Annotated in this window: 10 protein-coding genes; 4 read left to right on the top strand and 6 right to left on the bottom strand. The window is 72.2% G+C overall.

Going from position 1 to position 25934, the window contains the following annotated elements; genetic code table 11:
- Nucleotides 1–66: 66 nt before the first annotated feature.
- Together POL72_RS21980 and POL72_RS21975 are read right to left on the bottom strand one after the other, a co-directional pair.
- Nucleotides 67–1086 carry a PEGA domain-containing protein gene (locus POL72_RS21980; RefSeq protein WP_272097467.1) on the bottom strand — a complete coding sequence of 340 codons (1020 nt, stop codon included), beginning with the start codon at nt 1084–1086 and terminating at the stop codon, nt 67–69.
- Complete coding sequence (locus POL72_RS21975; RefSeq protein ID WP_272097466.1) at nt 1083–2786, bottom strand: serine/threonine protein kinase; 1704 nt, start codon at nt 2784–2786, stop codon at nt 1083–1085. Before POL72_RS21975 ends, POL72_RS21980 begins: the two co-directional genes overlap by 4 nt.
- A gap of 199 nt (nt 2787–2985) precedes the next feature.
- Here POL72_RS21975 and POL72_RS21970 point away from each other — a divergent pair, with 199 nt between their 5' ends.
- Complete coding sequence (locus POL72_RS21970) at nt 2986–4482, top strand: beta-helix domain-containing protein (protein ID WP_272097465.1); 1497 nt, start codon at nt 2986–2988, stop codon at nt 4480–4482.
- A gap of 160 nt (nt 4483–4642) precedes the next feature.
- Here the strand turns inward: POL72_RS21970 and POL72_RS21965 are convergent, their stop codons facing one another.
- The 4 genes from POL72_RS21965 to POL72_RS21950 form a co-directional block, all read right to left on the bottom strand.
- Nucleotides 4643–6601, bottom strand: coding sequence for a 4-alpha-glucanotransferase (locus POL72_RS21965; RefSeq protein WP_272097464.1), 1959 nt, complete (start codon nt 6599–6601; stop codon nt 4643–4645).
- Nucleotides 6602–6841: 240 nt separating this feature from the next.
- Entirely contained in the window at nt 6842–8713 is a 1872-nt protein-coding gene (locus tag POL72_RS21960) for a GAF domain-containing sensor histidine kinase (protein WP_272097463.1), read from the bottom strand.
- A 25-nt stretch (nt 8714–8738) separates the two neighbouring features.
- Nucleotides 8739–9932 carry an FIST signal transduction protein gene (locus tag POL72_RS21955; RefSeq protein WP_272097462.1) on the bottom strand — a complete coding sequence of 398 codons (1194 nt, stop codon included), beginning with the start codon at nt 9930–9932 and terminating at the stop codon, nt 8739–8741.
- 549 nt (nt 9933–10481) lie between these two features.
- Nucleotides 10482–11555, bottom strand: a complete 1074-nt coding sequence (locus POL72_RS21950; RefSeq protein WP_272097461.1) for a hypothetical protein — start codon at nt 11553–11555, stop codon at nt 10482–10484.
- 30 nt (nt 11556–11585) lie between these two features.
- On the opposite strand from POL72_RS21950, the gene POL72_RS21945 reads away from it, so the two are divergent.
- The 3 genes from POL72_RS21945 to POL72_RS21935 all read left to right on the top strand — a co-directional run bounded on the left by POL72_RS21945 (nt 11586) and on the right by POL72_RS21935 (nt 25930).
- On the top strand, nt 11586–12827 hold the full coding sequence (locus POL72_RS21945) for a class I SAM-dependent rRNA methyltransferase (RefSeq protein ID WP_272097460.1): 1242 nt from the start codon (nt 11586–11588) through the stop codon (nt 12825–12827).
- A 417-nt stretch (nt 12828–13244) separates the two neighbouring features.
- On the top strand, nt 13245–13826 hold the full coding sequence (locus tag POL72_RS21940; RefSeq protein WP_272097459.1) for a cupin domain-containing protein: 582 nt from the start codon (nt 13245–13247) through the stop codon (nt 13824–13826).
- A gap of 527 nt (nt 13827–14353) precedes the next feature.
- Entirely contained in the window at nt 14354–25930 is an 11577-nt protein-coding gene (locus POL72_RS21935) for a non-ribosomal peptide synthetase (protein WP_444547642.1), read from the top strand.
- Nucleotides 25931–25934 lie beyond the last annotated feature (4 nt).

Below are 25934 nucleotides of genomic sequence, written 5' to 3'. Positions count from 1 at the left end.
TGCAGCTCCAGCGCCCTGGATGCAAGCGTTTTGACCGTCGCGACCCTGCGACGCTCTGCGTCGGTCCTAGAAAGAGCCCGCGAGCTCGAGAGACGCCGGCGCGATCTTGAGGCTCACCGGAGGAGATGACGCGCGCTCTGCGTCGGCGCGCTCCGGGCCTGCACCAGCGACAGTGAGGTAGATCGAGAGGCCGCCGGCGAGCACCGCGGCGCCCGCGAGCAGGTCGGTGGTGAGCGCGAGCGCCTCGCTCCTCGCCCGCGCTCGCTCGATGGCGCGGGCGTCGCCGGGATACCGATCGAGCTCCGCGTCGAGGTCGCCGGAGGCGCCGAGCGCAAGGACCCCCGTGGCGGCCGCGCCCACGGCGAGCGCGCCGGTCGCGAGCCAGGGGAACAGGGGCACGCTCCGCTGCTGGCGAGGCGCGCGGTCGTCCATCAGCAGCGCGCCTGGCGGCGCCGGCCGCACCGCGCCCGGCGGTGCCGGCGCGCCGCCCGCGCCCTCGCCGGGGCCCTGCGAGGCCCGCGCTTCGGGGAGTTCGATCTTGAGCTGAACGTGATCGCCGCCGGCCACATCGACGACCCTCAACAGGGCCGGGCGGCCCGGCGCCTCGGCGACGATGCGGCGGCGCCCGGCGCTCATCAGGAGGGGCTCAGAAAGCGGCGTCTCGCCCGCCGGCACGCCGTCCACGGAGATCTCGACACCCGGCGCCGATGTCGAGATCTCGACCGTCGCGACGCGGCCCCTCAGGACGGCGAGGTCCCGCTCCACCTCCGCCCGCCGGCCGCCCGGGATCTGCTGGCCACCGTCGGCGAGGTACTTCTCGAACGCACGCAGCGCGCAGGCGTAGTCCTTGAGCTGATAACACGTACCCGCGATGTTGTAGAGCACCTGATAGGCGGGCGCGAGCTCGTAGGCGCGGCGAAACTCGGTGAGCGCAGCGCCATAATCAACCTCGTTGTAGAGCTCGACGCCTCGCCGGAAGCGAGCGTCGGCTTCCTCGGTCTTGTTGCCGGCAGGCTGAGCGAGCGCGCCGAGCGGGGCGCTGAGCACGATCGCAGCGCAGAGGGCGAGCGCTGTCGGGGTCTTCATCGGGCGTACGGGCTCTCCAGATCGATCCCCCGCTTCGGCTTCTGCTCGGCAGACGGCGGCGACAGCGGCGCAGGCGCGCTCGACGGCGGCGCGGCGGACGCAGGCGGCGCCGCGGCGGCGCCCGCCGGGGCGCCCCGACCGATGGGGGCGAGCCTCCCTGGCTGCGCTTCCGGAGCGCTCTTCAACGCGAGGCTCAAGAAGAGATCGTTGCTCGCCGTGATCGTCTCTTCCTGCGCGATGAAACCCGGCGCCTCCACGCGGATGACGTGCACGCGGCCATCCCTGGCGAGGCGGCCCTCGTAGGCGCCGCTCGACGTCGGGGAGCCGTCGATGGAGACCTTCGCGTCGACCGGCGAGACGCGGACGACGAGGCGGATGTCCTCCTCCTGCGTCGGAGAGGGCTCCATCGCGGGCGGCGCCGCGACCTGCGCCTGGCGGTGATCGCCCGCGGCGAGCCGCCATGGCTGCGCGCGCAAGACCCCGACGCTCACGGTGCCCCCGATGGCGACGAAGGTGACCGCGACCAGGAACATGGCGCGGTTCGGGCGCGCGGCGCGCTCCTTCGCCTCGGTCGCGCTCACCGAGGGCACCATCGAGGTCGCGTCCGAGGAATGGCTGATGGCCGCGGGCGCGGTCATGGTCGGTGTCGTCGACATCCGACCGGTGCCCAGCTTCGGTAGATCGGGCGTCAGCGTGACCCTCGGATAACTCCCGGTCCAGCGCACGCCGCGCAGCTGCTCCTCCACGACCTGCTTGATCCGCGCCCGATCGTCCGCGAACTGGCTGGCGACGATCTCGCCGGCTTCCCGCGCGGTCATGCCCCGATGGCGCTCGACCAGCCAGCGCTCGAGATCCGCCTGCAGCTCGGCCGCGGTGGCGTAGCGGCCTTCGAGCGCGGGCGCGAGCGCCTTCTGGCAGATCCGCTCGATCTCGGGGTCGACATCGACCTTGGACGCTTCTTCCCTGAGGCTCGGAACCTCCCCGATGGCGAGCCGCCCGAGGATCGCGAGGTCGTTGAAGCCCTTCCACATGCGCCTCCGGGCGATCGCCTCCCAGAGGATCACACCCACCGAAAAGACGTCGGATCGCCGGTCGACGCGCTCTCCGCGCGCTTGCTCCGGCGACATATACGACACCTTTCCCTTGAGCATTCCGGTGCGCGTCTCCGTCAGCGAGTCGGCCGCCTTGGCGATCCCGAAGTCGACCACCTTGATCACGCCGTCATAGGTGACGAAGATGTTTTGCGGGCTCACGTCGCGGTGGACTACCTGGATCGGCGTCCCGTCGAAATCGCGCAAATTGTGCGCGTAATGGAGCCCGGCGAGCGCGTCGCACAGGACGCGCACCTGGAGCGGCAGCGGGACTTTGTCGTGCCCCATGCGGGAGCGAACGCTGCCGAGCGGCTGGCCGTCGAGGTACTCCATGGCGATGAAGAAGCGCGCCCCCTCATCCCCGACCTCGTGCGTCTGCACGACGTTCGGGTGATTCAATCGGGCCGCGAGGCGCGCCTCGTCGAGGAACATGGCGAGGATTTCGGCGTCCTCCACGAGCTCGGCGCGCACCCGCTTCAGCACGACAAGCTTGTTGAACCCCGCGGGCCCCTGGGCGACCGCGAGGCAGACGTCGGCCATGCCTCCCCTGCCGATCTCGGCAATCGGGCGATATTTCCGCCAACCGTTGGGATCGCTGGGAGCGCTCATTCGACCTGTGCCGGATCGATCCCCAGAGGGAGGCCAGCCCGGGCGGGAGAATGCCCTCGAGCTGTTACCTCGAAGCGGCCGTCATGTGACGTTCTCGCGAATAGGATGGGCCCTTAGCACCGGTTTTCCCCACCTCCTGTCAGCCGGACAGCGCGGCCCTGCTTGACAGAAACGATTCTCTTGCCATCGGGTCATTGCAATGAACCGCAAGCGCAGCCTCGTCGACTCATCACCTTCCGCCGCCCTCGCGCTCGCCATGGGCGCGCTCGCCACGGGCGCCCTCGCGTGCTCGTTCATCATCGAGCAGCGGGATGTGCAATGCAGTTCCGACGCGGACTGCGCGCAGTTCGACGGCGCCATCTGCAATCTCACGGACAGCATCTGCGTCCCCTCGTCGAGCGGCTCAGCCGGCGGCGGGGGCGGCAACCCGCCCATCGGGTGCGCGGCGGCCGACAAGCCGCCCGTCGAGATCACCGGTGATATCACGGAGGATTTCACGCTCAAATGTGACAAGAATTACATCCTCAAGGGGCAGGTGAACGTCTCGGCCGGGGCGACGCTGACCATCGAGAAGGGCACGACCCTCCTCGGCGAGACGAACCCGCAAGTCCCCGCCGCCCTCGTGGTGCACCCGGGCTCCAAGCTCATCGCCGTGGGCACCAGGGATGAGCCCATCGTGTTCACGAGCAGCAAGCCCCCGAGGGATCGCATGGCCGGCGACTGGGGCGGCGTCATCCTCCTCGGCAACGCGCCGACCAACCACGTGGACGCGAACGGCGCACGCAGCCCGGGCCAGATCGAGGGATTGACGAACAACGGACAATACGGGGGCATCGACGAGAACGACTCGAGCGGCACGCTCAAATACGTGCGCATCGAGTACTCCGGCGTGAAGCTCGCGCCGAACAACGAGATCAATGGGCTCACCTTCGGGGGGGTCGGCAGGGGGACGATCGTCGATTTCGTCCAGGTGAGGCACGTGTCCGACGACTGCTTCGAGTTCTTCGGGGGCACGGTGAACGCAAAGCACCTCGCCTGCCAGTACAGCGGCGACGACGCCTTCGACTGGGACCAAGGCTATCGCGGAAAGCTCCAGTTCCTCGTGGCGCAGCAGGACCCGGACGTCGCGGAGGAGACCAACGGGTTCGAAGGGGACAACGACCCGCTCGCGCTCACGCCGGCGCTCGAGCCTCGGAGTGAGCCGACGATCTACAACGCGACGCTCTGCGGGAAAGGCGTGGACGTGGGCAAGGAGCAGTACGGCATCCTCCTCCGCCGGTCGACGAAGGCGAACATCTTCAACACGATCGTCACGGGCTTCGAGTCGGGCCTCGACGTGCGCGACCCGGACCACGAGCAGAGCATATCGAGCTCGATCTTCTCCAATCTGGTGAATGACTTCGCCTATGCCGAGACGAGCGACGGGACAGGCATTCTCCAGGACGACGACGGCGGCTTCGATGAGATCGCGTTCCTGAGCGAGCCCGATCGGAAGAATCGGGAGGAGGACCCCGGTATCCAGGGCTGCTTCGACCCGTCAGCGCCGGTCTTCGGTCCCGCGACGTCCCTGACCAAGGACGCTGTCGCGCCGCCGGACGGCTTCTTCGACTCGAGCGCCGCGTTCATCGGCGCGTTCAAGGATGCGAGCGACACATGGGCCACGTCGGGGAAGTGGGCCGTGTGGAGCCCGAAGTAGCACGGCTGTGGGAAGTCAGACCGAAAGCCAACCGCCATGACGCCAAGGCCGCCAAGAAATCGGGGGAATAGGACCGAAGAGTGTCAGGGCCACCATCCACCTCTCTCTTGGCGGCCTTGGCGGTGGTTCTGCTGATCCGGCGCAACTTCCCGCAGGAGAGCTAGCCCGGGCGGCGCTCCAGCCGCCTGGCGAGGTTCCCGCGCTCCTCCGACTCCGCGCCCCCCCGCGCGCGCAGCGCGAGCGCGAGCACGCGAGGGAGATCGAGGGCCGCGCCGCGCGCGCGCATCTCCAGATAGGACCGCTCGTAATCGCGGGGGACCCGCAGAGACCAGTTGTGGTCGCCCACCGTCCCGGGCGTGTTGTAGATCTCCTTCATCCCGAGCAGATCGGCGAAGAAGACCATCACGTTCGACGCCCGGCTGGCGAAGAGGTCGGCGAGCTTGGCCTGCGCCAGCGCGCGGGGGTCGGACGCGAGCGCGCGCGCCATCGCGCCCTCCTCGGCCGGCGAGGGCGCGAGGCGCGTCGCCAGGTACGCCGCCTGCCGCCCCAGCGCGGAGGCGCGCTCCCAGGTGTCGAGGAGCCTCCAGAGCGGCGGCGTGTCGTGGGTCCCCACCATGATCCAATCGGCGGGCGCGGCGTTCTCGCTGCGATAGACGTCCTTCGGGTTGTCGAGATCGGCCTTCTGCGTGACCCGGAAACGCCCCAGCCCGTGCCGCTCGAGGACGGCCCCGAGCGGGAACGGGAGCGTGCTCAGGACCTCGCACACGACGTCGGAGATGGCGCGCCCGCGGGCCTCCGCGCAGCGCGCGATCGTGTCGAAGACGACGCTGTAGCGCCCGACCTGCTCCGGGGACAGCGAGGCGACCCAGTCGTCGGCGTACCGGGGCACGGCGCGGTTCAGCTGCCCAGGAGAGACGATGGCGTACCGCGCGAGCAACGGGTGCTCCGGCAGGTCGGGCGACGAGAAGAGCCGCGCCCCTCCCTGGACGGCGCGGAGCGGATCGGGGGCGTCCGCGGCATAGACCCAGGGGCAGACGAGCCCGTGCGGGTGATCGAGGCGCACCCCGTCGAACTCGTCGAACATCTTGTCCATCCGCGCCCGGACGAGCGCGAGCCCGCCGGACGACGCATCCGCGTACTGCGCGGGATCCAGGACAGGATAGCTCCACACCTGGCCCTCCGGGTTGGTCCGGCTCGGCGGCGCCCCCATCAGATAGCCCCTGAGGAAGACCGATTGATAGGCCCAGGCATCCTGAGGCGAATAGCCGATCTGCAGATCACCGTAGAGCTTGAGCCCGAGATCGGCCGTCACCGCGCGGAGCGCCGCGTGCTGCTCGTGCGCGAGGAGCTGGCAGAAGGCGTAGAAGCGGAGCTCGTCGCGGTACCGGTCGAGGAGCGCTCTCCTGCGCTCCCCGCACGCGACCACCTCGCCAGGGCCAGGCGCGTACAGGCGCCGGTCCAGATCCGGCTCGCCGGACCAGCCGTGAAACCAGCCGCTCCGGTGCTCGGCGCAGAGGGGGCCGTAGAGCCCGTCCCTCTCGAGCCACGCCGCGTTCCGCCGCGTGAACGCGTCCAGGCGGCGCTCGAGGTCGCCAAGGTCGCCGAGCTCGCCGCGCCTCCGCCGGCCCTCGAACGACGCGTACGCCTCGCGGAGCGCGGCGCGCTGCGCGCGGTACGCATGGCCGTGCTGCGCGCGAGCCTCGCTGCCAGGAGGCCGCCCCGCGACGATCTCCCGGAGCGACTCGGGGCGGAGGAGCGCGCCAGAGGGGCCGTCCTCGACCAGCCGGGCGAGCGCGATCGACAGCGTGCTCCGCGAGAAGATGGTGCCGTCGTACGGAGACGCGTTGTCGGCGGAGGTCTCCCCCTGCGGCCCCAGCTGGACGCCGTTGAAGCCGAGATCCCGGACGAACCGGAGGAATCGGCGCCCGCCCTCGGTGTACGGGGACCCGCGCCCGATGTCCTCCGCGTCGTCCGAGGGAAAGCTCGGATCGTGGATCGCGAGCACGAGGTTGCGGATGCCCAGCAGCCGCAGCGCGGCTTCCACGAGCCCCCTCTCGTCATCGACCCATCGAGCCTCGGCCGGCGCCGCATCGCCCCTGTCGTCCCCGACGTCCTTCATCGTGGCAAGGTATAGCGATGAACGGATCGGGCCGCCAACGCGCAAAGTGAAGAGACAATCTGCCTCGGTGATGTGATTACACCGATGTACGGCAAACCCCGAATGCCGCCGTCATAGCGGGGTGCAGGTTCGTGCGCTACGGGCTCATCCGCGTCGTTCGGCTCGCTGCGGCGTACTTTCGTACGCCTCACTCGCCTGCCTAGCGGCTGAGCCCGTAGCGCACGAACCTGCACCCCGCTATCAGGCCCCGAGGCGCGTGCCTGCCGCGACTCCCGAGGTCGCGCTGGTGGCCTCCACCATCGGCAGCGTGAAGAAGAACGTGCTGCCCTCGCCCACCTTGCTCTCGACCCAGATGCGCCCGCCGTGCACCTCGACGAGCGCCTTCGCGATCGAGAGGCCGAGCCCGGTGCCCTTGTGGGCCGTCTCCTTCGCCTGCCAGTAGCGCTCGAAGATCCGCGCCCGCTGGTCCTCCGGGATGCCCGGGCCGGTGTCGCGCACCGAGAGGCGCACCTCCCGGCCCCACGGCTCGGCCCGGATAGCGACCTCGCCGCCGGCCGACGTGAACTTGATCGCGTTGCCGACGAGGTTGGCGATCACCTGGAGGATCCGCTCGCGATCGCAGAGCGCCCGATCGACGCCGAGCTCGACGCTCTGCTCGAGGCGCAGCGACTTCTCCGCCGCCTCCTCCCGCAGGAGCTCGATGGCGTCGCCGAGCAGGCCGGCGACGTCGTGGGGCACCGGCTGGATCGAGATGTGGCCGCCGTCGAGCTTCGCCAGGTCGAGCAGATCGCGGATGAGGCGGTTCATGCGATCGGCCGCCTTCTGGATGCGCTCGACGGGGCGCCGCACCTCGACGGCTTCGTCCGCGCCCGGCAGCTTCCGGCGCAGGAGGCTCGTGTTCATGACGATGGTGGCGAGCGGGCTCTTGAGATCGTGCGACACCACCGCGACGAGCTCCTCCCGGGCCCGGATCGCCCGCTGCGCGCTCTCGTACAGCCGCGCGTTGTCGATCGCCAGCGCGGCCCTCCGCCCGAGATCCTCGGCGAGCGCCCGGTCCTCCACGCCGTACGTCAGATCGTCGCGGCCGGACGCGATGGTGAGCACGCCGAGCATCGTGCCGCGCGTGACGAGCGGCACGGCGATGTAACGCCGGAGGCCGAGCTCCATGAGGAGCGCCTCGCTGGCCGACACCGGCGGCTCGCTGTCGTACGAGCCGCGCTCGCTCTCCGGGGCGAGGGGCGCGCCCGCGACCTCGCAGAGCGCCGCCTCGCCCGTCTCCAGCACGCGCGCGACGCCGGACGGGAGGACCGAGTCCATCGGCGTCTGGCCCTGCAGGAGGCGCGCGAGCTCGCTCTTCTGGGGATCGGCGTGGACGACGACAGCGCGCCGGAGCATCGCCTCGCGCTCGATGATGTCGACCATGCACCAGTCCGCGACGAACGGGACCGGCAGGCGCGCGACGCGCACCAGCGTCGCCTCGTAGTTGAGCGAGCTCGAGAGCAGCCGGCTCGCCTCCGAGAGGAACGCCGCGCGCCGCTGCGCCGCCTCCGCCGCCGCGCGCCCCGCCTCCGCGGCGGCGAGGTTCCGCGCTCGCTCGCGCTCGTTCTCGAGCATGCGGGCGTAGAGCAGGCGGTGCACGAGCGCCGTGCGGAAGGTCGCCGTGAGCCGGCGCATCATGCCCCGGTACCGAGGCGCGAACGGGGGCTCGCTCTCGAAGCAGAGGAGGAGGCTGGATGCGCCGCTGTCGCCCTGCCCCTCCAGCGAGAAGTGCCACGTCACGAGCCCGGGCCGCGCGAGCTCGGGGTAGGGCAAGGAGAGGCCCGCGCCCCCGCCGGTGGGCTCGCCCGCCGCGGCGGGCGAGCGCGGCGGGATGGGCAGCGCGCGCGAGCTCGCCGACAGGCCCGCGGCGTCGAGGAGCCGCGGGGCGAGCGGGGCCGGCTCGACGAGCACGAGCACGGCGATGCAGCTCAGGCGCTCGGCGAGCCGCTCCAGGAAGACCGCCATCGACTGGTGCGGATCGAAGAGGTCGAGCGCCGCGACCGTGAGCTCCTGGAGGACGCTGAGGAGCGCCAGCCGTTCCTCCTGGATCTCGTGCTCTTCGCCGCTCGCCATGACAGGGCTCCAACCGCTCCGGCGCTCAGGCCCCCAGGGCGAGCACGACAGCGGTCTTGTTGTGAAACTGCGGTACTCCTCGGCCCAGCGTGCCGACCTCTCCAAAGGTCAGACAGCCCATCACCGGGACGCTCTCGCCGAGCTCGCTCTCGAAGGTGGTCAGCTCGTCGCGCACCGTCTCGCCGAGCATCATGCACCGCGAGATGCAGTCGAACACGAACGCTCCGGCGATGGGCCCGGCCACCGCGTCGCGCGCCGTGGTCGCGGCCTCGCGCGCGGCGCCGACGAGGCCGATGGGGTCGCCCTCCATGACGCGGATGAGGCACCCGTCCGGGACCTCGCCGACGCAGTAGAGCCCCCCCGGCGAGACGACGCGCAGCGGGTCGCGGATGACGTGCTCGCCGTCGGCCTGCGGGATGCCGAGCGGGTGGGTCATGGCGAACGTGGCGAAGCCGTCGATGTTCACCTGATGCCCCCTCGCGCGCGCGGTGCGCTGGTAGACCGAGAAGGCGCCCTCGTACTCGAGCTCGGCGAGGACCGTGCCCTCGGCGCGGGTGACCATCGTGGGCGGGCCATACGGCCGGAAGCCGTGGCGGATGCCGGTCGCCATGCGCGCCGGCGAGTCGATGGCGACAACGACCACGCTGTCCGAGTAGGCCCTGCCGCCCGCGAACTGGGCGGTGCGCACGAAGCGAAGGTTGTCGCCCGCGCCGCCGCCGGCCCAGACGACGCCCGTCCCGCCGACCTCGACCGCGCCGCGCACCACGTCGGCCCCGTTGCCCGTGACCGCGTCCGGCAGCACGATGAGCGCGCGGCTCCACCCGGGAGCGACGGACGACGGGAACGCCTCGAGGGCGCGCGAGGCGGCCAGCACGCCGGCGCGCCGCCCGTCCTGGCTCACCGGCTGCGCGACCCCGACGCCGACACGCACCGTCCCCGAGGCGACAAGCCCCACCACGAGCCCCTGCCGGAGCAGCCGGCTGCCGGCGAAGACCCCTGCAGTGCAGCACCCCGCCCAGGGGACGCCCGGCAGCTGGCTCGTCACGGCCGCGGCGAGCGCGTCGGCGTCGTACTGGTCCGTCGATAAGACGAGGGCGAACGCCGGTCGCGCCGCATGCTCCGTGCGGGAAGACCCGCGGAGCGCCGTCGCCACGGCCTCTGAGGCAGCCTCTTTCGGATCCGCCGCGGAGCTCGCCCCGACAAATACCTGTGTCGCCATGTTCCCTCCCCCCCTCGGAATTTCGGCACTCGCGTTATACTGGAGATTCATCCGATCGTCACGGCGGGTGATCCTCCCGTGATGTCATCCGTACAGGGCGCTCCCGTTCGTCGAGCGACTCGCGTCTTTTCAAGTCTTTCCACGTCTTTTCACGTCTTTCCCGGCGCGACGCGCCTTGGCGAAGAGCCAGGCAGAGCCGTGGGGAGGCCTGCGAAGCGCAGACCCGCGAGGAGAGAGGGAGGCGCCTGAGGCCGAGGGGGCAGACCCCTCATCCTCCAATAAGACAACGTGCGCCGCAAGCTCGGCAGACGCGCCGGACACACTCGAATCGGCCGTACAGAAGCAATCAGGGTCTTGCGCAAATACTGGACAACACGGCACCACACGGCAGCAGCGTGGCATTGCGAACCGCGCTCGATGGAGCCTTGATGCCCGAGGCGGAATCAAGGGAGTCCACGGCGCGCTGCCGGGCGAGGCGTGGTCGTTCCGTCCGACGAGAGACGGTGAACACCGGAACCTCGCCGGGGATGGGATGATTCGGGGACGAGCTCAGGGATTCGCCCGCACGAGCGAGTACGTCAGGGGGTGCCAGAACCCGCCCTGCTCCGCCCCCGGAGCAGCCCCGACGGCCACAAGCACGAACCCGAGACCGTCCCCGATGTCCGCCGCCGGCACGTCGCTGCTCGCCAGGATCTCGCGCATCGGCACCGACGAAGTCACCGCCCCCTCGATGGGATCGCGGGTCTCGATCGTGACCTCCTCGAGCGCGCCGAGGTCGCCCACCGAGAAGCCGGTGGACGGCGGGAACGGGGCGATCGCGCCGTACGAGAGGTCCTGCGCCAGCGTCGCCCCGGTCGCGCCCCCGCGCCCGGGCGTCAGCTCCACCTGGACCACCGCCGTCGCCGCGCTCGCGTGCGCGACCTGCAGGCTCACCCTGTCGAACCTCGTCCGCCGCGACATGGCGACCGCGACGAGCCCGGCGGTCGGCGTGTCGATCGTGTAGGCGTCGCCGCAGCCTTCTTTCTCGCTGGCGTGGGTGTGCCCCTCGCCGCCGAGGCATCCGGTAGCGACCAGGAGGAGGCTCTTCTCCTCGGCGAACACGGGCGCCGGCAGCACGGGGAGCCCCGCGGCCACGATCGGGGCCGCGCTCTCCGCGGCGAGCGCGAGGATCTCCGCGCAGTCGAGCCCCTCCGTCGCGCGGAGGTCGCCGGCGATCACGTGCGCGCGCAGGCTCGTCCCCTCGGGGATCGCCGAGCCGAGCGGCTCGACCGCCTGCGCCCGGGCGAACGCGAGGCCCGCGGCGGCGCTCGGCCAGGGGTCCACGCCGGCGCCGGTCCCGTCGGGGTACGCGAGGAAGCAGAAGCGGACCGCGTCGTGATCGCCGACGCCGTTCACCACCGTCAGCTTCGTCGGCCCCGGCGGCTCGACCTCGCCGCCGCCCGCGCCCGAGGTCGTCGTCGCTCCGCTCGTGGTCGCCCCCGGGCCGCCGCCGGCGCCGGAGGTGCTCGCCCCGCTCGACGGATCCCGGCCGAGGACGCCGTGGTCCTGCGTGCAGCCTGCCGCGACGGCAAGCGCGATCCCCCCGAGGCAGACCCATCCGGACGAACGAACTCGGTGCAGCACGCTGCGAGCTTACCGTGCTAGGCGGGGTCGATGCGGGTCCATCTCACCGCGACGGCCGCGGCCGCCGTCCGCCGCGGCCACCCATGGGTCTACCGAGACGGCATCGCGGACGGCGGCGGGCACGGGAGCAAGCGCGGCGACGGCAAGCGCGGAGAGCGCGCGCATCGCGGGGGCGCCGCGGCGTCGGGCGACGTCGTCGAGCTGTCGGCCGAGGGGGCGCCGTTCCTCGGGCGAGGGCTCTGGGACGCGAACTCGGCGATCGCCGTCCGCGTCTTCCAGCGCACGCAGGCGCCGCCGCTCGACGAGCGGGCGATCGCGGAGCGGCTCGAGCGCGCCTTCGCCCTGCGCGACGGCTGGTTCGCCGGCCGCGACACGACGGCCTACCGGCTGTGCAACGGCGAGGGGGACCGGGTGCCGTCGCTCGTCATCGATCGGTACGAGCGCGCGGCGGTGATCCGCCTCGACGGCGACATGCTGGCGCCCTGGCTCGATCGCCTGCTCCCGCACCTCGCGCGCGCGCTGGGCGCCCGCGGCGTGCGCTCGATCGGCCTGCGCGCGCGCGCGTCGGCGGCGGGCGAGGACGCCGACGGGAAGAAGCTCGCGCACCTGCACGGGCCGCCGCTGCCGGATCGCCTCTTCGTGAGGGAGACGGGGGTCGCGATGGAGGTCGATCTCGCGCGCGGCCAGAAGACGGGGGCGTTCCTCGACCAGCGCGACAACCGCGCCCGCGTGCGCGCGCTCGCGGCCGGGCGCCGGCGCGTGCTGAACCTGTTCAGCTATGCGGGGGGCTTCTCGGTGGCCGCGGCGCTCGGCGGCGCGGGCCGGGTCACCTCCGTCGACTCGGCGTCGGCCGCGCACGCGTCGGCGCAGCGCACGTTCCGCGAGAACGGCGTGGATCCCGCGGCCCACGAGTTCGTGACGGCGGACGCGTTCGACTTCCTCGAGAAGGCCCGCGCGCGCGGCGACCGGTACGATCTCGTCGTCTGCGACCCGCCGAGCTTCGCGCCGAGCGAGCGCGCGAAGCCGCGCGCGCTCGGCGCCTACCGGCGGCTGCACACGGCGGTCGCGCGCGTGCTGGATCGGGGCGGCATATTGTGCGCGGCGTCGTGCTCGAGCCACATCACGGCGGAAGACTTCCTGGCGACGCTGGACGACGCCACGCTGGAGCGGGACGACCTTCGGATCCGGGCGATCCACGGGCAGCCGGAGGACCACCCGACGCTGCCGGCGTGGTGGGAGGGGCGGTATCTGAAGTTCGTGGTGCTGGAGTGAGGGGCTGACGCGCGCGCCATTGAACGCGCGGCGCGGCGCGCCGCGGCGCGCCGTGGCGCGCGTTCAATCCGGCACGGTGGAAATGGCCGTGCCTGGAATTCGCTGTCGATATAAAGACATGACCGCCGCGCGCCGCGGCCGTATCGGCCCCGCGGCGCGGCTCTCGGCGCCTCGGCAGCATCGCGCCTCGATGCTCCCTGTTTCGGCGTGATGTCGGCCTTCCGTGGCCACACTACTATACCGGCTCAGTATTGCCCATTACTTGGCCAACGCACTGCTTACCTGCGACAAGGCTGAGCAATAAAGCAGCATCCAAGCAGTCGTTCATCGGGCGCACCGCCATAATCCGCGGTACCTTGGCGGAGAGTCGCGCCGAGTACGCCAGTAGCTCGGACGCAGAAGACAAGGGGGTCTATCATGAAGACGCTGAGGATTACCCCGGAGCAGATGCGCTCGCGCATCGCGCGGTTCGGCGAGCTCCGGGCTCACATGAATCACACCGTCGACGCCAGCATCCCACAAGAGGCGTTCGACGCCGTGAACCCTCCCATGTATCTCCTCATGGCGCACGCGGCGCAGGGCGTCGGCGAGGGGATGGAGCCGGCCATCGCCGGCCCCAAGGGCATGAGCGTGGGCATCGTCAGCTGCCGGCCCGGCGATAAAGTTCTGTTGCACGTACACCATCGCTCGCGGGAGGTATTCCTGTGCCTCAAGGGCCGCTTCGCGCTGCGATGGAACGAGGGCGGCACGGACGAGACGACGCTCGAGCCGTTCGATATGATCGACGTCCCCGTGGGCGTCTACCGGCAGTTCGAGAACGTCGGCCAGGAGCCAGCGCTGCTCCTCGCCATCATCACGGACGAGCACGAGGACGAGCCCGGCGACATCGCCATCGCCCCCGAGGACAGGGCGCGCTTCGCCGAGCGCTTCGGGCCCGCAATCCTGGAGAAGCTCACGGCGGCGACTGGCCTGCTCTTCACCGACCCTCCCACGAAGTAGCGCCTGCCCTTGTGGTCCGTTCGCGGAAGGCAAACCACCAAGCCGCGGATGTGCTGAATACTCATCGCCAGACCCGACCCTCTGCCGGCGCGGCGCCGGGCAGCGCGCGGCGCGCGGCGCGCGTGAACTAGCGCGGAGAGGATCGAAGTGAGCCCGCCGCTCATCGGTCGAACGATTTTCATGATTCCGCTTGGCAAGTCCAAAACCAAAGATCATTATTAATTCTGCAAACTAATAAATCGTCTTGCCGGGGGAGGTATAGACGTCGAGACCTCGCGCCCTGGACTCGTCGCAGGCGTACACCAGCTGCGCGCTCGGGATGGATCGCGCGTTCGGGAGGGGAAACGCCCGAGCGCCGAGGGCATCGCTGAGCCGACAGCCCGCGCGCGGGGAGGGATGGAGTGGTTGACAAGCTGCATGGCACCGCGCACGCGGCGCGCGTGAACGCAGCGCGAGGGCCCGCTCCGAACGCTCGAGCGTGAAGAGAGAGGGGAGCCCTGACATCGACGGACAGGAGGGCATGCGCAATGGTTGAGCTGACGTACGCGCCACTTTCGTTGGAGCAAGAGACGAAGTGGCTGCTTGCCCGGATCCACGGCCCCACGCCGGCGATCCATGAACGAGGCGTGGCCTGGCTCGACGGGGATCTCGACGTGCAGAGGCTGATCCGCGCCGTCGAGGCGATCGCGGCGCGCCACGAGCCGCTGAGGACCTCCTTCGTCGAACGCGAGGGAGAGGCCGCGCAGGTCGTCTCACCCACGGTGGCAATCGACCTCCGGGAGGTGGACCTCGCCGCGGACCGACAGACCACCTCGGACGAGGCGGCGCTCGCGGCCGCCCGCGAGGAGGTCGCTCGTACCATCGATCATGAGCGCGCCCCGCTCTGGCGGGTGGCGCTCATCCGAGCGCGCCCGCGCCGCCACCTGGTCGCGCTGTCCATGCACGGCCTCATCTGCGACGGCGCCTTCAGCGTGGGTCTGTTCTTCTCGGAGCTCTTCGCCCTCTACCATTCCATGACGCCTCCGGCGCTGCCCATGCGCTACCAGGACCACGTGCGGCGGCAGCTCGGCCGCGCCGCGGGCGAACGCCTCGACGCGCGGCTCGACCACTGGGCGCGAGAGCTCGCTGGCGCGCCGACTGCCCTCGATCTTCCGACGGACCTGCCGCGGCCCGCCGCGCAGACCTTCGCCGGAGGATCAGCCGAGCGCGCGCTCGATCGAGAGCTCCTACAGCGGCTCGAAGCAGCGGCCCGGGATCAAGGAGCGGGCCTGTTCACGGGGCTGCTCGCGGGGATGCTGGCTGTCCTGCACCGGATCACCGGCCAGGAGGACGTCCTGATCGGCGTGCCCTCGCCCGGACGCGATGCGCCGGACGTTCAGGGGCTCATCGGCCTCTTCGGCGGCCCGATGATCGTGCGGGGCAGGTTCGGCGCAGCGCCCTCGTTCCGAGAGCTCCTGCGCCAGGTACACCGATCCATCGAGGAGGGCAGAGCGAACAGCGAGGTTCCCGCCAGGGCGCTGCTGGAGAGGCTCGCGGCGCCGCGCGACCCGGGCCGCACGCCGATCGTCCAGGCCCTCTTCGAGGCGCGGCCCCCCAGCCCTCCGCCGTGCGAAGGGCCGCTCCTCACGCTGACCCGAGCGGACCTCGACCTGCCCTACGTCGGCTACGATCTCGTGGCGAGCATTTACGACGCCGGCGCAGGGGTCGTCGCGAGGCTCGATTACCGCCGCGATCTCTTCGAGCACGCGACGGCGGCCAGGCTGCTCGACCACTGGGAAGCGCTGCTCGGCGGCGCCGCGGAGGACCCTGACCGGCGGATCTCGGAGCTGCCTCTCCTGTCGGCCGGCGCGCGGCGGCAGCTCCTCGTCGACTGGAGCAGCGGCGCATCACACTCCCGGCCGCGCGAGCGGGTCGACGAGCAGATCGCGGCGCAGGCGCGCCGCGCCCCCTCCGCCGTCGCGGTGGCGTTCGAAGGCGAGCGCCTCACCTATGCCGAGCTGGATCGGCGGAGCAACCAGATCGCCCACCTCCTCAGGAAGAGCGGCGTCGGGCCCGACGTGCTCGTCGGCGTCTGCCTGGAGCGCTCGCCGGACATGATCGTGGCCGCGCTCGGCGTGCTCAAGGCGGGGGGCGCGTATGTCGCGCTCGACCCGGCCTATCCCCAGGATCGGCTCGCGTTCATGGTGGAGGACGCGAAGGTGTCGGTGCTCCTGACCAGCGAGCGCCTCGTCGGCCGCGTGCCGGGCCACAGGCTCGACGTCGTTCGCCTCGACGCGGATCGGGCGACGCTCGATCGCGAGCCCGCGCACGAGGTGCCTCCTCCCGCTGCCGGCCAGGCGCCGGACGACCTGGCGTATCTCATCTACACGTCAGGCTCGACGGGCCGCCCCAAAGGCGTGCTCGTGGAGCACCGGGGGCTCACCAACCTCGTGGCCTGGCACAGGCGGCGGTTCGCCCTGTCCAGCGCGGATCGAACCACCCTCGTGGCGAGCCCGGGCTTCGACGCCTCGGTCTGGGAGATGTGGCCCCCGCTCTGCTCCGGGGCCTGCCTGCACATCCCCTCCGAGCCCCTCCGCCGCTCGCCCCTGGAGCTCAAGCAGTGGCTCCTCGATCAGCACATCACCGTCTCCTTCGTCCCCACCCCCATCGCCGAGGAGCTATTGCGCCTCGAGTGGCCCGCGCGCTGCGCGCTGCGCTCCCTGCTGACCGGGGGCGACAGGCTCCGACTCTGGCCTCACCGCGCCATCCCCTTCGAGGTCGTCAACAACTACGGCCCCACCGAGGCCACCGTCGTCACCACCTCTTGCGCGCTCCCCACGGCCGCCCCCGAAGACCTCGGCGCCTCACGCGAGCCGCCCATCGGCCGACCCATCGACAACGTGCGCGTCTACGTCCTCGACCCGCGGCGCCAGCCCGTCCCGATCGGCGTCCCCGGCGAGCTCCACATCGCCGGCGACGGCCTCGCCCGCGGCTACCTCCACGACCCGGATCTCACCCGAGACCGCTTCGTCCCCGACCCCTTCTCCGCGTCGGCGGATGCACGGATGTACCGGACCGGCGACCTCGTCCGCTGGCTACCCGACGGCAACATCGGGTTCCTCGGCAGGCTCGACCACCAGGTCAAGATACGCGGCTTCCGCCTCGAGCTCGGCGAGATCGAGGCCGCCCTCCGGCAGCACCCCGCCGTCGACGACGCCGTCGTCCTCGCCAGGGAAGACGGACACGACGACAAGCGCCTCGTCGCCTACGTGGTCGCGAGGAGCCGTGAGGCAGCTTCCGCGCAGGGAGCGGAGGCGTCGCCGGCGGCGCTCCGCGCTCACCTCCAGGGCCGGCTACCCGAGTACATGGTGCCGTCCACCTTCGTCGCGCTCGACGCGCTGCCGGTGACGGCGAACGGCAAGATCGACCGCTCCGCGCTCCCTGCCCCCGCCGCCGCGTCGACCGAGCTCGCGCGGGGCTTCGCGGCGCCTCGCTCTCCGATCGAGGCGTCGCTCGCGGGGATATGGCAGGAGGTGCTGCGGCGAGAGCGCGTGGGGATCCACGACAGCTTCTTCGAGCTGGGCGGCAGCTCGGTCCACGCGGTGCGGCTGCTCTCCCGCGTCCGCGGCGCGCTCGGGGTGGACCTCAGGTTCGAGGAGCTCTTCCGCCACCCGACCATCGTCGATCTCGCGCCCGTCCTGGAGCGGGAGCGCGCGGCGCGGCGGGCCGAGCGCGCGATCACGAAGGTCCCGCGCCTCGGGCCGCTGCCTCTGTCCTTCGGACAGGAGCGCCTCTGGTTCCTCCAGCGGCTCTCGCCCGAGAGCCGGGCCTACAACTGCCTGTTCCCGTTCCGCCTGCGCGGGCACGTCGACGTCCGAGCGCTGGACAGGGGCGTCCGAGAGCTCGCGGAGCGGCACGAGATCCTGCGGACGACCTACGCGGAGCGCGACGGGCGTCCGGTCCAGGTCATCGCCCCGCAGAGCTCCTTGCAGCTCGACGTGGTGGATCTCCAGCACCTCGCCGAGGGAGAGCGAGAGGTCGCGGCGCACCAGCGCATCAACGCGGAGGCGCGCACCCTCTTCGACCTGGCGCGCGGCCCCGTGCTGCGCGCCTGCCTGCTCAAGCTCGGGCCGGAGGACCATATCCTCTGGCTCCACATCCATCACATCGCGACCGACGGCTGGTCCATGGAGCTCGCGTTCCGAGAGCTCGCCGTGCTCTATGACGGCCACCGCCAGGGCGCCCCCGCCGCGCTGCCCGAGCTCGCGATCCAGTACGCCGACTTCGCGGCGTGGCAACGCGAGCACGTGAAGGACGACGCCCACGCAGGGCTGCTCGCCTGGTGGAAAGAGCGCCTCCTCCACGCGCCGCCGCTGCTCGATCTCCCGAGCGATCGCCCGCGGCCGGCGGTCCAGAGCCTGCGCGGCGGGGCCGTTTCCTTCCGGATCGAGGCGCCGCTCGTCGAGGCCCTCCGGGAGCTCGCCGTCCGGCGCGGCATGACGGTGACGATGGTCCTCATGGCCGCTTTCAGCGTGCTCCTGCACCGTTACACGCACCACGACGACATCCTGATCGGAATGCCGAGCGCCAACCGGGCGCGCATGGATCTCGAGGCGCTCATGGGCTTCCTCGTGAACACGGTGCCCGTACGCCTCGATCTCTCCGGCGACCCGAGCTTCGACGATCTGCTCCACCGGGTGCGGCAGGTGTGCCTGGAGGCCTACGAGCACGACACGCTGCCCTTCGACGTGCTCGTGCACGAGCTCCGGCCCGAGCGCAGCCCCGGCTACAACCCGATCGTGCAGATCGCGTTCGCCCCGCAGATGCCGGCGGAGCGCGATCTCGCGCTCGCCGGGGTCGAGGTCCGTCCCATCGAGGCGGACGCCAAGAAGACGATCTTCGATCTCTCGCTCTATTCCTGGGAGAGCGAGGGCGGCGTGGCGGCGATGTTCGAGTACAGCGCCGATCTGTTCGAGCGAGCGACCATCGAGCGCATGGCGGATCACCTGCTGACGATGCTCGGGACCGCGGCCTCGGAGCCGGGGCTGCCCGTCTCGTCGCTGCCGATGCTCACGCGCGCCGAGCAGCGCCGGCTCGTCGTCGAGATGAACGACACCGCCGCGGATCACCCGAGGGACCGGAGCGTCCTCGACCTGTTCGAGGCGCAGGCGGCGCGGGCGCCGCGCGCCCCGGCCGCTGTGTCGGACCGCGGCGCGCTGACGTACGGCGAGCTCGATCGCCGGGCGAACCAGCTCGCCCACCGCCTGCGCGAGGCCGGGGTGGGGCCGGAGACGACGGTCGCGATCTGCGCGGAGCGGTCGCTCGAGCTGCTCCTCGGCATCGTCGGGATCCTCAAGGCGGGCGGGGCGTACGTCCCGCTCGACCCGGACTCTCCGCAGGACCGGCTCGCGTTCATGCTGAGCGACTCCCGGGCGCCGGTGCTCGTCGCCGAGGCGCGCCTCGCCGACCGCATCCCCGCGTTCGGCGGCGCGGTGATCCGCCTCGACGCGGGCGGAGCGGCGCTCGCCGGGCTGCCCGGCTCGGCGCCGCCGAGGAGCGCGGGCCCCGCCGACCTGGCCTACGTCATCTACACGTCGGGCTCGACGGGACGCCCGAAAGGCGTGCTCGTGGAGCACCGGGGGCTCACCAACCTCGTGGCCTGGCACAGGCGGCGCTTCGCCCTGTCCGGCACCGATCGGACCACGCTCATGGCGAGCCCGGGCTTCGACGCCTCGGTCTGGGAGGTGTGGCCCTCGCTCTGCTCGGGCGCGTGCCTGCACATCCCCTCCGATCCGGTCCGCCGCTCGCCCCTGGACCTCAAGCAGTGGCTGCTGGAGCAGCAGATCACCGTCGCGTATGTCCCCACGCCGATGACGGACGAGCTCCTGCGCCTGGAGTGGCCCGCGCGCTGCGCCCTGCGCGCCCTGACGACCGGCGGCGACAAGCTCCGGCTCTGGCCCCACCGCGCCATCCCCTTCGAGGTCGTCAACAACTACGGCCCCACCGAGGCCACCGTCTGCACCACCTCCTGCGCGCTGCCCAGGCTCGCGCCCGACGACGCCGCGCGCGAGCCGCCCATCGGCCGACCCATCGACAACGTGCGCGTCTACCTCCTCGACCCGCGGCGACAGCCCGTCCCGATCGGCGTCCCCGGCGAGCTCTACATCGGCGGCGACAGCCTCGCCCGCGGCTACCTCGGCGACCCCGCCCTCACCCAGGGCCGCTTCCTCGACGACCCCTTCGCCGACGCGCCCGGCGCCCGCATGTACCGCAGCGGCGACCTCGCCCGCTGGCTGCCCGACGGCAACATCGAGTTCCTCGGCAGGCTCGACCATCAGGTGAAGCTCCGCGGCTTCCGCGTCGAGCTCGGCGAGATCGAGGCCGCCCTCCGGCAGCACCCCGGCGTCGATGACGCCGTCGTCCTCGCCAGGGAGGACACCCCCGGCCACAGGCAGCTCGTCGCCTACGTCGTGCCGGGCCTGCGCGGCGAGCGGCCCGCGGCAGGTGACCCGGGTCTCGACGCGGACCACGTCTCGGCGTGGCGCGCGCTGTACGACGACGACACGTACGCGAAGGGCGGCGCGGGCGCCGATCCGGATCTCGACACGGCGGGCTGGAACAGCAGCTACACAGGCGCGCCGATCGATCCGGCGGAGATGCGCGTGTGGCGCGACGTCACGGTCGACCGGATCCTGTCCTTCCAGCCGAGGCGGGTCTGGGAGATCGGCTGCGGGACGGGCCTCTTGCTGCTGCAGGCGGCGCCCCGCTGCGAGGCCTACCTCGGGACGGACATCTCCGAGCAGGCCCTCTCGCTGCTCCGGGCCCGGCTCGCGGGCGGCGCGTACGCGCGCGTGACGCTGGCGCGCCGCGAGGCCAGCGACTTCGATCACGTCGCGCCGGAGAGCGTCGACGCGGTCGTCCTCAACTCGATCGTCCAGTACTTCCCCGGCGCCGACTACCTGCGCTCGGTGCTCGAGGGCGCCGCGCGCGCTGTCGCGCCCGGCGGGCTCGTCTTCGTCGGTGACGTGCGGAGCCTGCCGCTGCTCGAGGCCTTCCACGCGTCGGTCGCGCTGCACCGGGCGTCGCCGGACACCCCGGCCGCGGCGCTGCGAAGCCGGGTCGAGCGGGCGATCTCGGCCGAGGAGGAGCTCGTCGTGGCGCCCGGGTACTTCCACGCCCTGCTCGGCCGGATCCCCGGCGTCTCGCACGTCGAGATCTGGCTCAGGCGCGGCCGCGGCGCCGACGAGATGACCCGCTACCGCTACGACGCCGTGCTGTTCGTCGGCGAGGCGCCGGAGCCGGTCGTGATCACCCGGTCGCTGGGCTGGCCCTCGGCGGGCCTGGAGGAGCTCGAGCGAGCCCTGCGCGACGACCGCCCCGAGGCGCTGGAGGTGCTGGGCATCCCGAACGCGCGCGTGCACGCGGACCTCGCCGCGGCGGCGGCGCTCGCCGCGGCGAGCGGGACCAAGGAGGACGTCCTCGCGGCGGGCGGCGCGCTCCCGGGCGCCGCGATCGACCCGGAGGCGCTCTGGGAGCTCGGCGGCAGGCTGGGCTACGCGATCCGCGTCACGTGGTCGCGCGACGGGGCGCCGGGGCGCATGGACGCCCTCTTCGAGCGCGACGGGGACCCGCGCAGGCCGCGCGCCTGGCGCGAGGCGCGCGCCGCGCGCGTCGACGAGGAGCAGGCGCGCGCGCCGCTCACGAACGACCCGGTCCGCGCCAGGCAGGCGCGCGCCCTCGTCCCCGCGCTGCGGGCGTTCCTCGTCGCGAAGCTGCCCGAGTACATGGTCCCGACGGCCTTCGTGAAGCTCGACGCGCTGCCGCTCAACGCGAGCGGGAAGGTCGACCGGCGAGCGCTCCCCGCGCCGGAGCGCCCGGCGCCGAGCGCCGCGCCGAAGGCCGCCGCGCCGGCCTCGGACCTCGAGGCGGTCCTCAGCGAGATCTGGCGCAAGGTGCTCGACCTCGACCGCGTGGGGCTCGACGACCGGTTCTTCGAGCTCGGCGGCCACTCGCTCCTGCTCGTGCAGGTCCGCGCCGCGATCCAGGCGCGCCTCGGCCGGGACGTGCCGATCGTGGAGCTGTTCCAGCACCCGACGATACGCAGCCTGGCCGCGCACCTCGGGGCGGCGCCCCCGGCCGCGGAGGCAGACGAGGGCGAGGCGCCCGCGCCGCCGACGCAGCCCTCGAGCCGCCCGGGCCCCGCTCCTGCGCGCAGGAGGGCGCCCGAGAACGCCGTCGCGATCGTCGGGATGGCCGGACGCTACCCCAGGGCGCGCGACATCGACGCGCTCTGGTTCAACCTGCGCAACGGCGTCGAGGGCATCCGCTTCTTCACGCCCGAGGAGCTGGAGGCCTCGGGCGTCGATCTGGACCTCATCCGCGCGCCGAACCTCGTGCCGGCGTGCGGCGTGCTGGACGACGCGATGTGCTTCGACGCGCGGTTCTTCGGCTACAGCCCGAACGAGGCGACGCTGATGGACCCGCAGCATCGGATCTTCCTCGAGTGCGCCTGGGAAGCGATGGAGAGGGCCGGCTACGACCCGCTCTCCTGCAAGCAGTCGGTCGGCGTCTTCGCCGGCAGCGAGGCGCCGCTCTACTGGCTCGAGCACATCGGCGTGCCCAAGGCGCCGCTGAGCGCCGAGTATTACCAGGTCCTCACCGGGAACATCACCGACGGCCTCACGACCCGGGTGGCGTACAAGCTGGGCCTCCGCGGGCCCGCGGTGACGGTCCTGAGCGCGTGCTCGACGTCGCTCGTCGCGGTCCACATGGCCTGCCAGAGCCTCGCCGCGAAGGACTGCGACATGGTCCTCGCGGGCGGCGTCGTGGTCCTCCCGCTGAAGCGGCTCGGTCACGTCCACGAGGAGGGCTCGCTCGCGTCGCCGGACGGACACTGCCGGCCGTTCGACGCCGACGCGCAGGGGACCGTGGCCGGCAGCGGCGTGTCGGTGGTCGTGCTCAAGCGGCTGGAGGACGCGCTGAGCGACGGCGATCACATCCACGCCGTCCTCCTCGGATCCGCGATCACCAACGACGGCGCGCGCAAGGTCGGCTACGCCGCGCCGGGCCTGGAAGGGCAGGTGCAGGCGATCCTCAAGGCCCACGCCGCCGCGGGGGTGGAGCCGGAGAGCATCGGCTTCGTCGAGGGCCACGGCACGGCCACGAAGCTCGGCGATCCGATCGAGGTCGCCGCCCTGTCGCGCGCCTTCAGAAATGGCACTGACAAAGTCGGGTTCTGCGCGCTGGGCTCGGTGAAGAGCAACCTGGGGCACCTCGGAGCCGCCGCCGGGGTCACCGGGCTCGTCAAGGCCGCGCTCTCGCTCGAGCGCGAGCTGATCCCGGCCACGCTCCACTTCCGACGCCCGAACCCCGAGCTCCACCTGGAGAGCAGCCCGTTCTTCGTCAACTCCGCGCCGCTCGCGTGGAAGCGCGGAGCGCTCCCGCGCCGCGCCGGCGTGAGCGCGTTCGGGATGGGGGGCACGAACGCCCACGTGGTCCTGGAGGAGGCCCCCGCCCGGGAGCCGTCCGGCCCATCGCGGGCCTGCCAGCTGCTGGTCCTGTCCGCGCGGACGAACGACGCGCTCGAGCGCGCCACCGATCGACTGGCCGGACGGCTGCGGCACGCGGCGGACCTCTCCCTCCCCGACGTCGCCTTCACGCTCCAGCAGGGCCGGGCGCCGTTCGCGCATCGCCGAGCGGTCGTCTGCCGCGACCTGGCCTCGGCGGCCTCCCACCTGCGAGCGCGCGATCCCGCCCACGCCTTCAGCGATGTGGCCGAGGGCCGCTCGCCGAAGGTCGTGTTCCTGTTCCCCGGCGGGGGCACCCAGCGGGTGGACATGGGGCGAGAGCCTTACGGGAGCGAGCGCGTCTTCCGGGAGAGCATCGATCGGTGCGCGGCGCTGTTCGAGCGCGAGCTGTCCATGGACATCCGGGCGCTGCTCTTCCCGGACCCCGAGGAGCGGGAGCGCGCGGCCGAGCGGCTGCGCGCCCCCTGCGCGAACCTGGCGGCCATCTTCTCGACCGAGTACGCGACGGCGCAGCTGCTCCTCTCGTGGGGCATCCGCCCCGCGGCGGTCAGCGGGCACAGCCTTGGCGAGTACACGGCGGCCTGCGTCGCGGGCGTGCTGTCGCTCGAGGCCGCGGTGAAGCTCATCGCGGCGCGCGGGCGCCTGTACGAGCTGCTGCCCGAGGACACGGCCACGCTCGTCGTGCACCTCTCCGAGGACGCGCTGCTCGCTCGCCTCGGCGACGGCCTCTCTCTGGCCGCCGTCAACGGCCCGGAGGCGTGCGTCGTCTCCGGGATGGCCTCGGCGATCGATCGCCTCGAGCGGGAGCTCGCGCTCGAGGGCCACGAGACCCGGCGCCTTCCGGTCGCCATCGCGGCGCACTCCTCGCTCGTTGGCCCCCTCGCGGACCGCTTGACCCGGCTGGCGGCCTCCCTCGAGCGGCGGGCGCCGCGCATCCCGATGCTCTCGAACCTCACCGGCACCTGGATGACGGACGCCGATGCGCAGGATCCGTCGTACTGGGCGCGGCACCTCCGGGGGACCGTCCGCTTCGAGCGAGGGATCGCGGCGCTGCTCGTCGACCCGGACCACGTCTTCGTCGAGGTGGGGCCCGGGCGAACCCTGGCCGCGTTGACGAGCCGGCACCCCGACGCCGGCGAGGGGCGGCTCGTCCTCACGACCCTGGCGAGCTCGGGCTCCGATCGGACGGACCTGGAGGCGCTGCTCGCCGCCGTCGGCCAGCTCTGGTGCGCCGGCGCCGACGTCGACTGGGCGGCGTTCTGCCGGGACGAGCGGCGCCGTCGCGTCCCGCTGCCCACCTACCCGTTCGAGCGCACCCCGTACGTGATCGGCGCCTCGCGCCCGGCGCCCGCGTCCAGGGCGGCGCCCTCGTCGGCGCTCGACAGCCGCGACGCCCCGCCTGCCCCGGCGCCTGTGTCCCAGCGGGTCGGCGCGACCTACGAAGAGAGGGACGGAGCGCCCGCCGATCACGTGGCGCGCGCGCTCGCGGACATCTTCAGGAAGGTGCTCGGCGTGGCCAGGGTGCGGCCGCACGACAACTTCTTCGACCTCGGCGGGAGCTCCCTGAGCGCCCTCCAGGTGCGGGCCCAGATCAAGGAGCGGCTGAAGGTCGAGCTACCGGTGCACGTGCTGCTGGAGCTCCGCACCGTCGCGGCGCTCGCCGAGCACATCCGCGGGAGCCAGCCCCCCAGCGCGCCCGCGCCGCTGAGCGCCCCTCCCACCTGCAGGAGCGCGAGCGCCGTGGCGTCGGATCGCGGGGGCGGCCGGCTCCTTGTCCCGCTCCAGGTCGGGGCGCGCCGGAGGGCGCCGCTGTTCCTCGTGCAGCCCATCGGCGGCACGATCTACATCTACCGCGAGCTGGCGCGGCAGATGGGCGCCGAGCTGCCCATCTACGGGATCCGGGCGTCGGGGATGGAGCCCGACGAGCCCGTCGTCACCGAGATCCCCGCCATGGCCGCGCGGTACCTGCAGGAGCTGCGCGCCGTCCAGCCGGAGGGCCCGTACCTCCTGGGCGGTCACTCGGCCGGCGGCGTGATCGCCTACGAGATGGCGCAGCAGCTCCTCGCGGAAGGGCAGAAGGCGCAGCTCCTCCTGCTCGACACCGGATCCCTCGCGTCGGCGCGGCGCAGGTCGATCGAGGGCGCCGAGGACATGGTCCAGCAGATGAGCGCGCTCCAGGAGACGGCGCCCAAGGCGTACGAGGGCTTCGTCGCGGCGCTCCAGGAGGACACGCCGTTCCGCGCCATCGTGCTGAGCACCTGGCGCGCCATGACGCTCTACGAGCCGCGCCCGACGCAGGCCAGCGTCCTGTTCGTGCGCGCGCGCGAGCAGCTCGAGGCGGAGTCCGACGACGTCGGCTACTGGATGAACCTCACCCGCGGCCCGTTCGCCATGCACCAGGTCCCCGGCAACCATTTCACGATGATGGAGCCTCCCCAGGTCGCGTCCGTGGCCCGCGTCATCCGGGAGCACATCGCGGCGCGGAGCCACGCGCGGACCGCGATCCCCTCGGCCGCCGCCCGGGCGAGGACGGGCCGCTGGGGCTCCCAGAGAAGCGGCCCGGACAGCAGCCCCGACAGCGGCGACACGACGCACTAGGCGG

The sequence above is a fragment of the Sorangium aterium genome, from assembly GCF_028368935.1.
GTDB classification, from domain to species: domain Bacteria; phylum Myxococcota_A; class Polyangia; order Polyangiales; family Polyangiaceae; genus Sorangium; species Sorangium atrum.
This window is presented reverse-complemented; position numbering and strand designations above follow the sequence as displayed.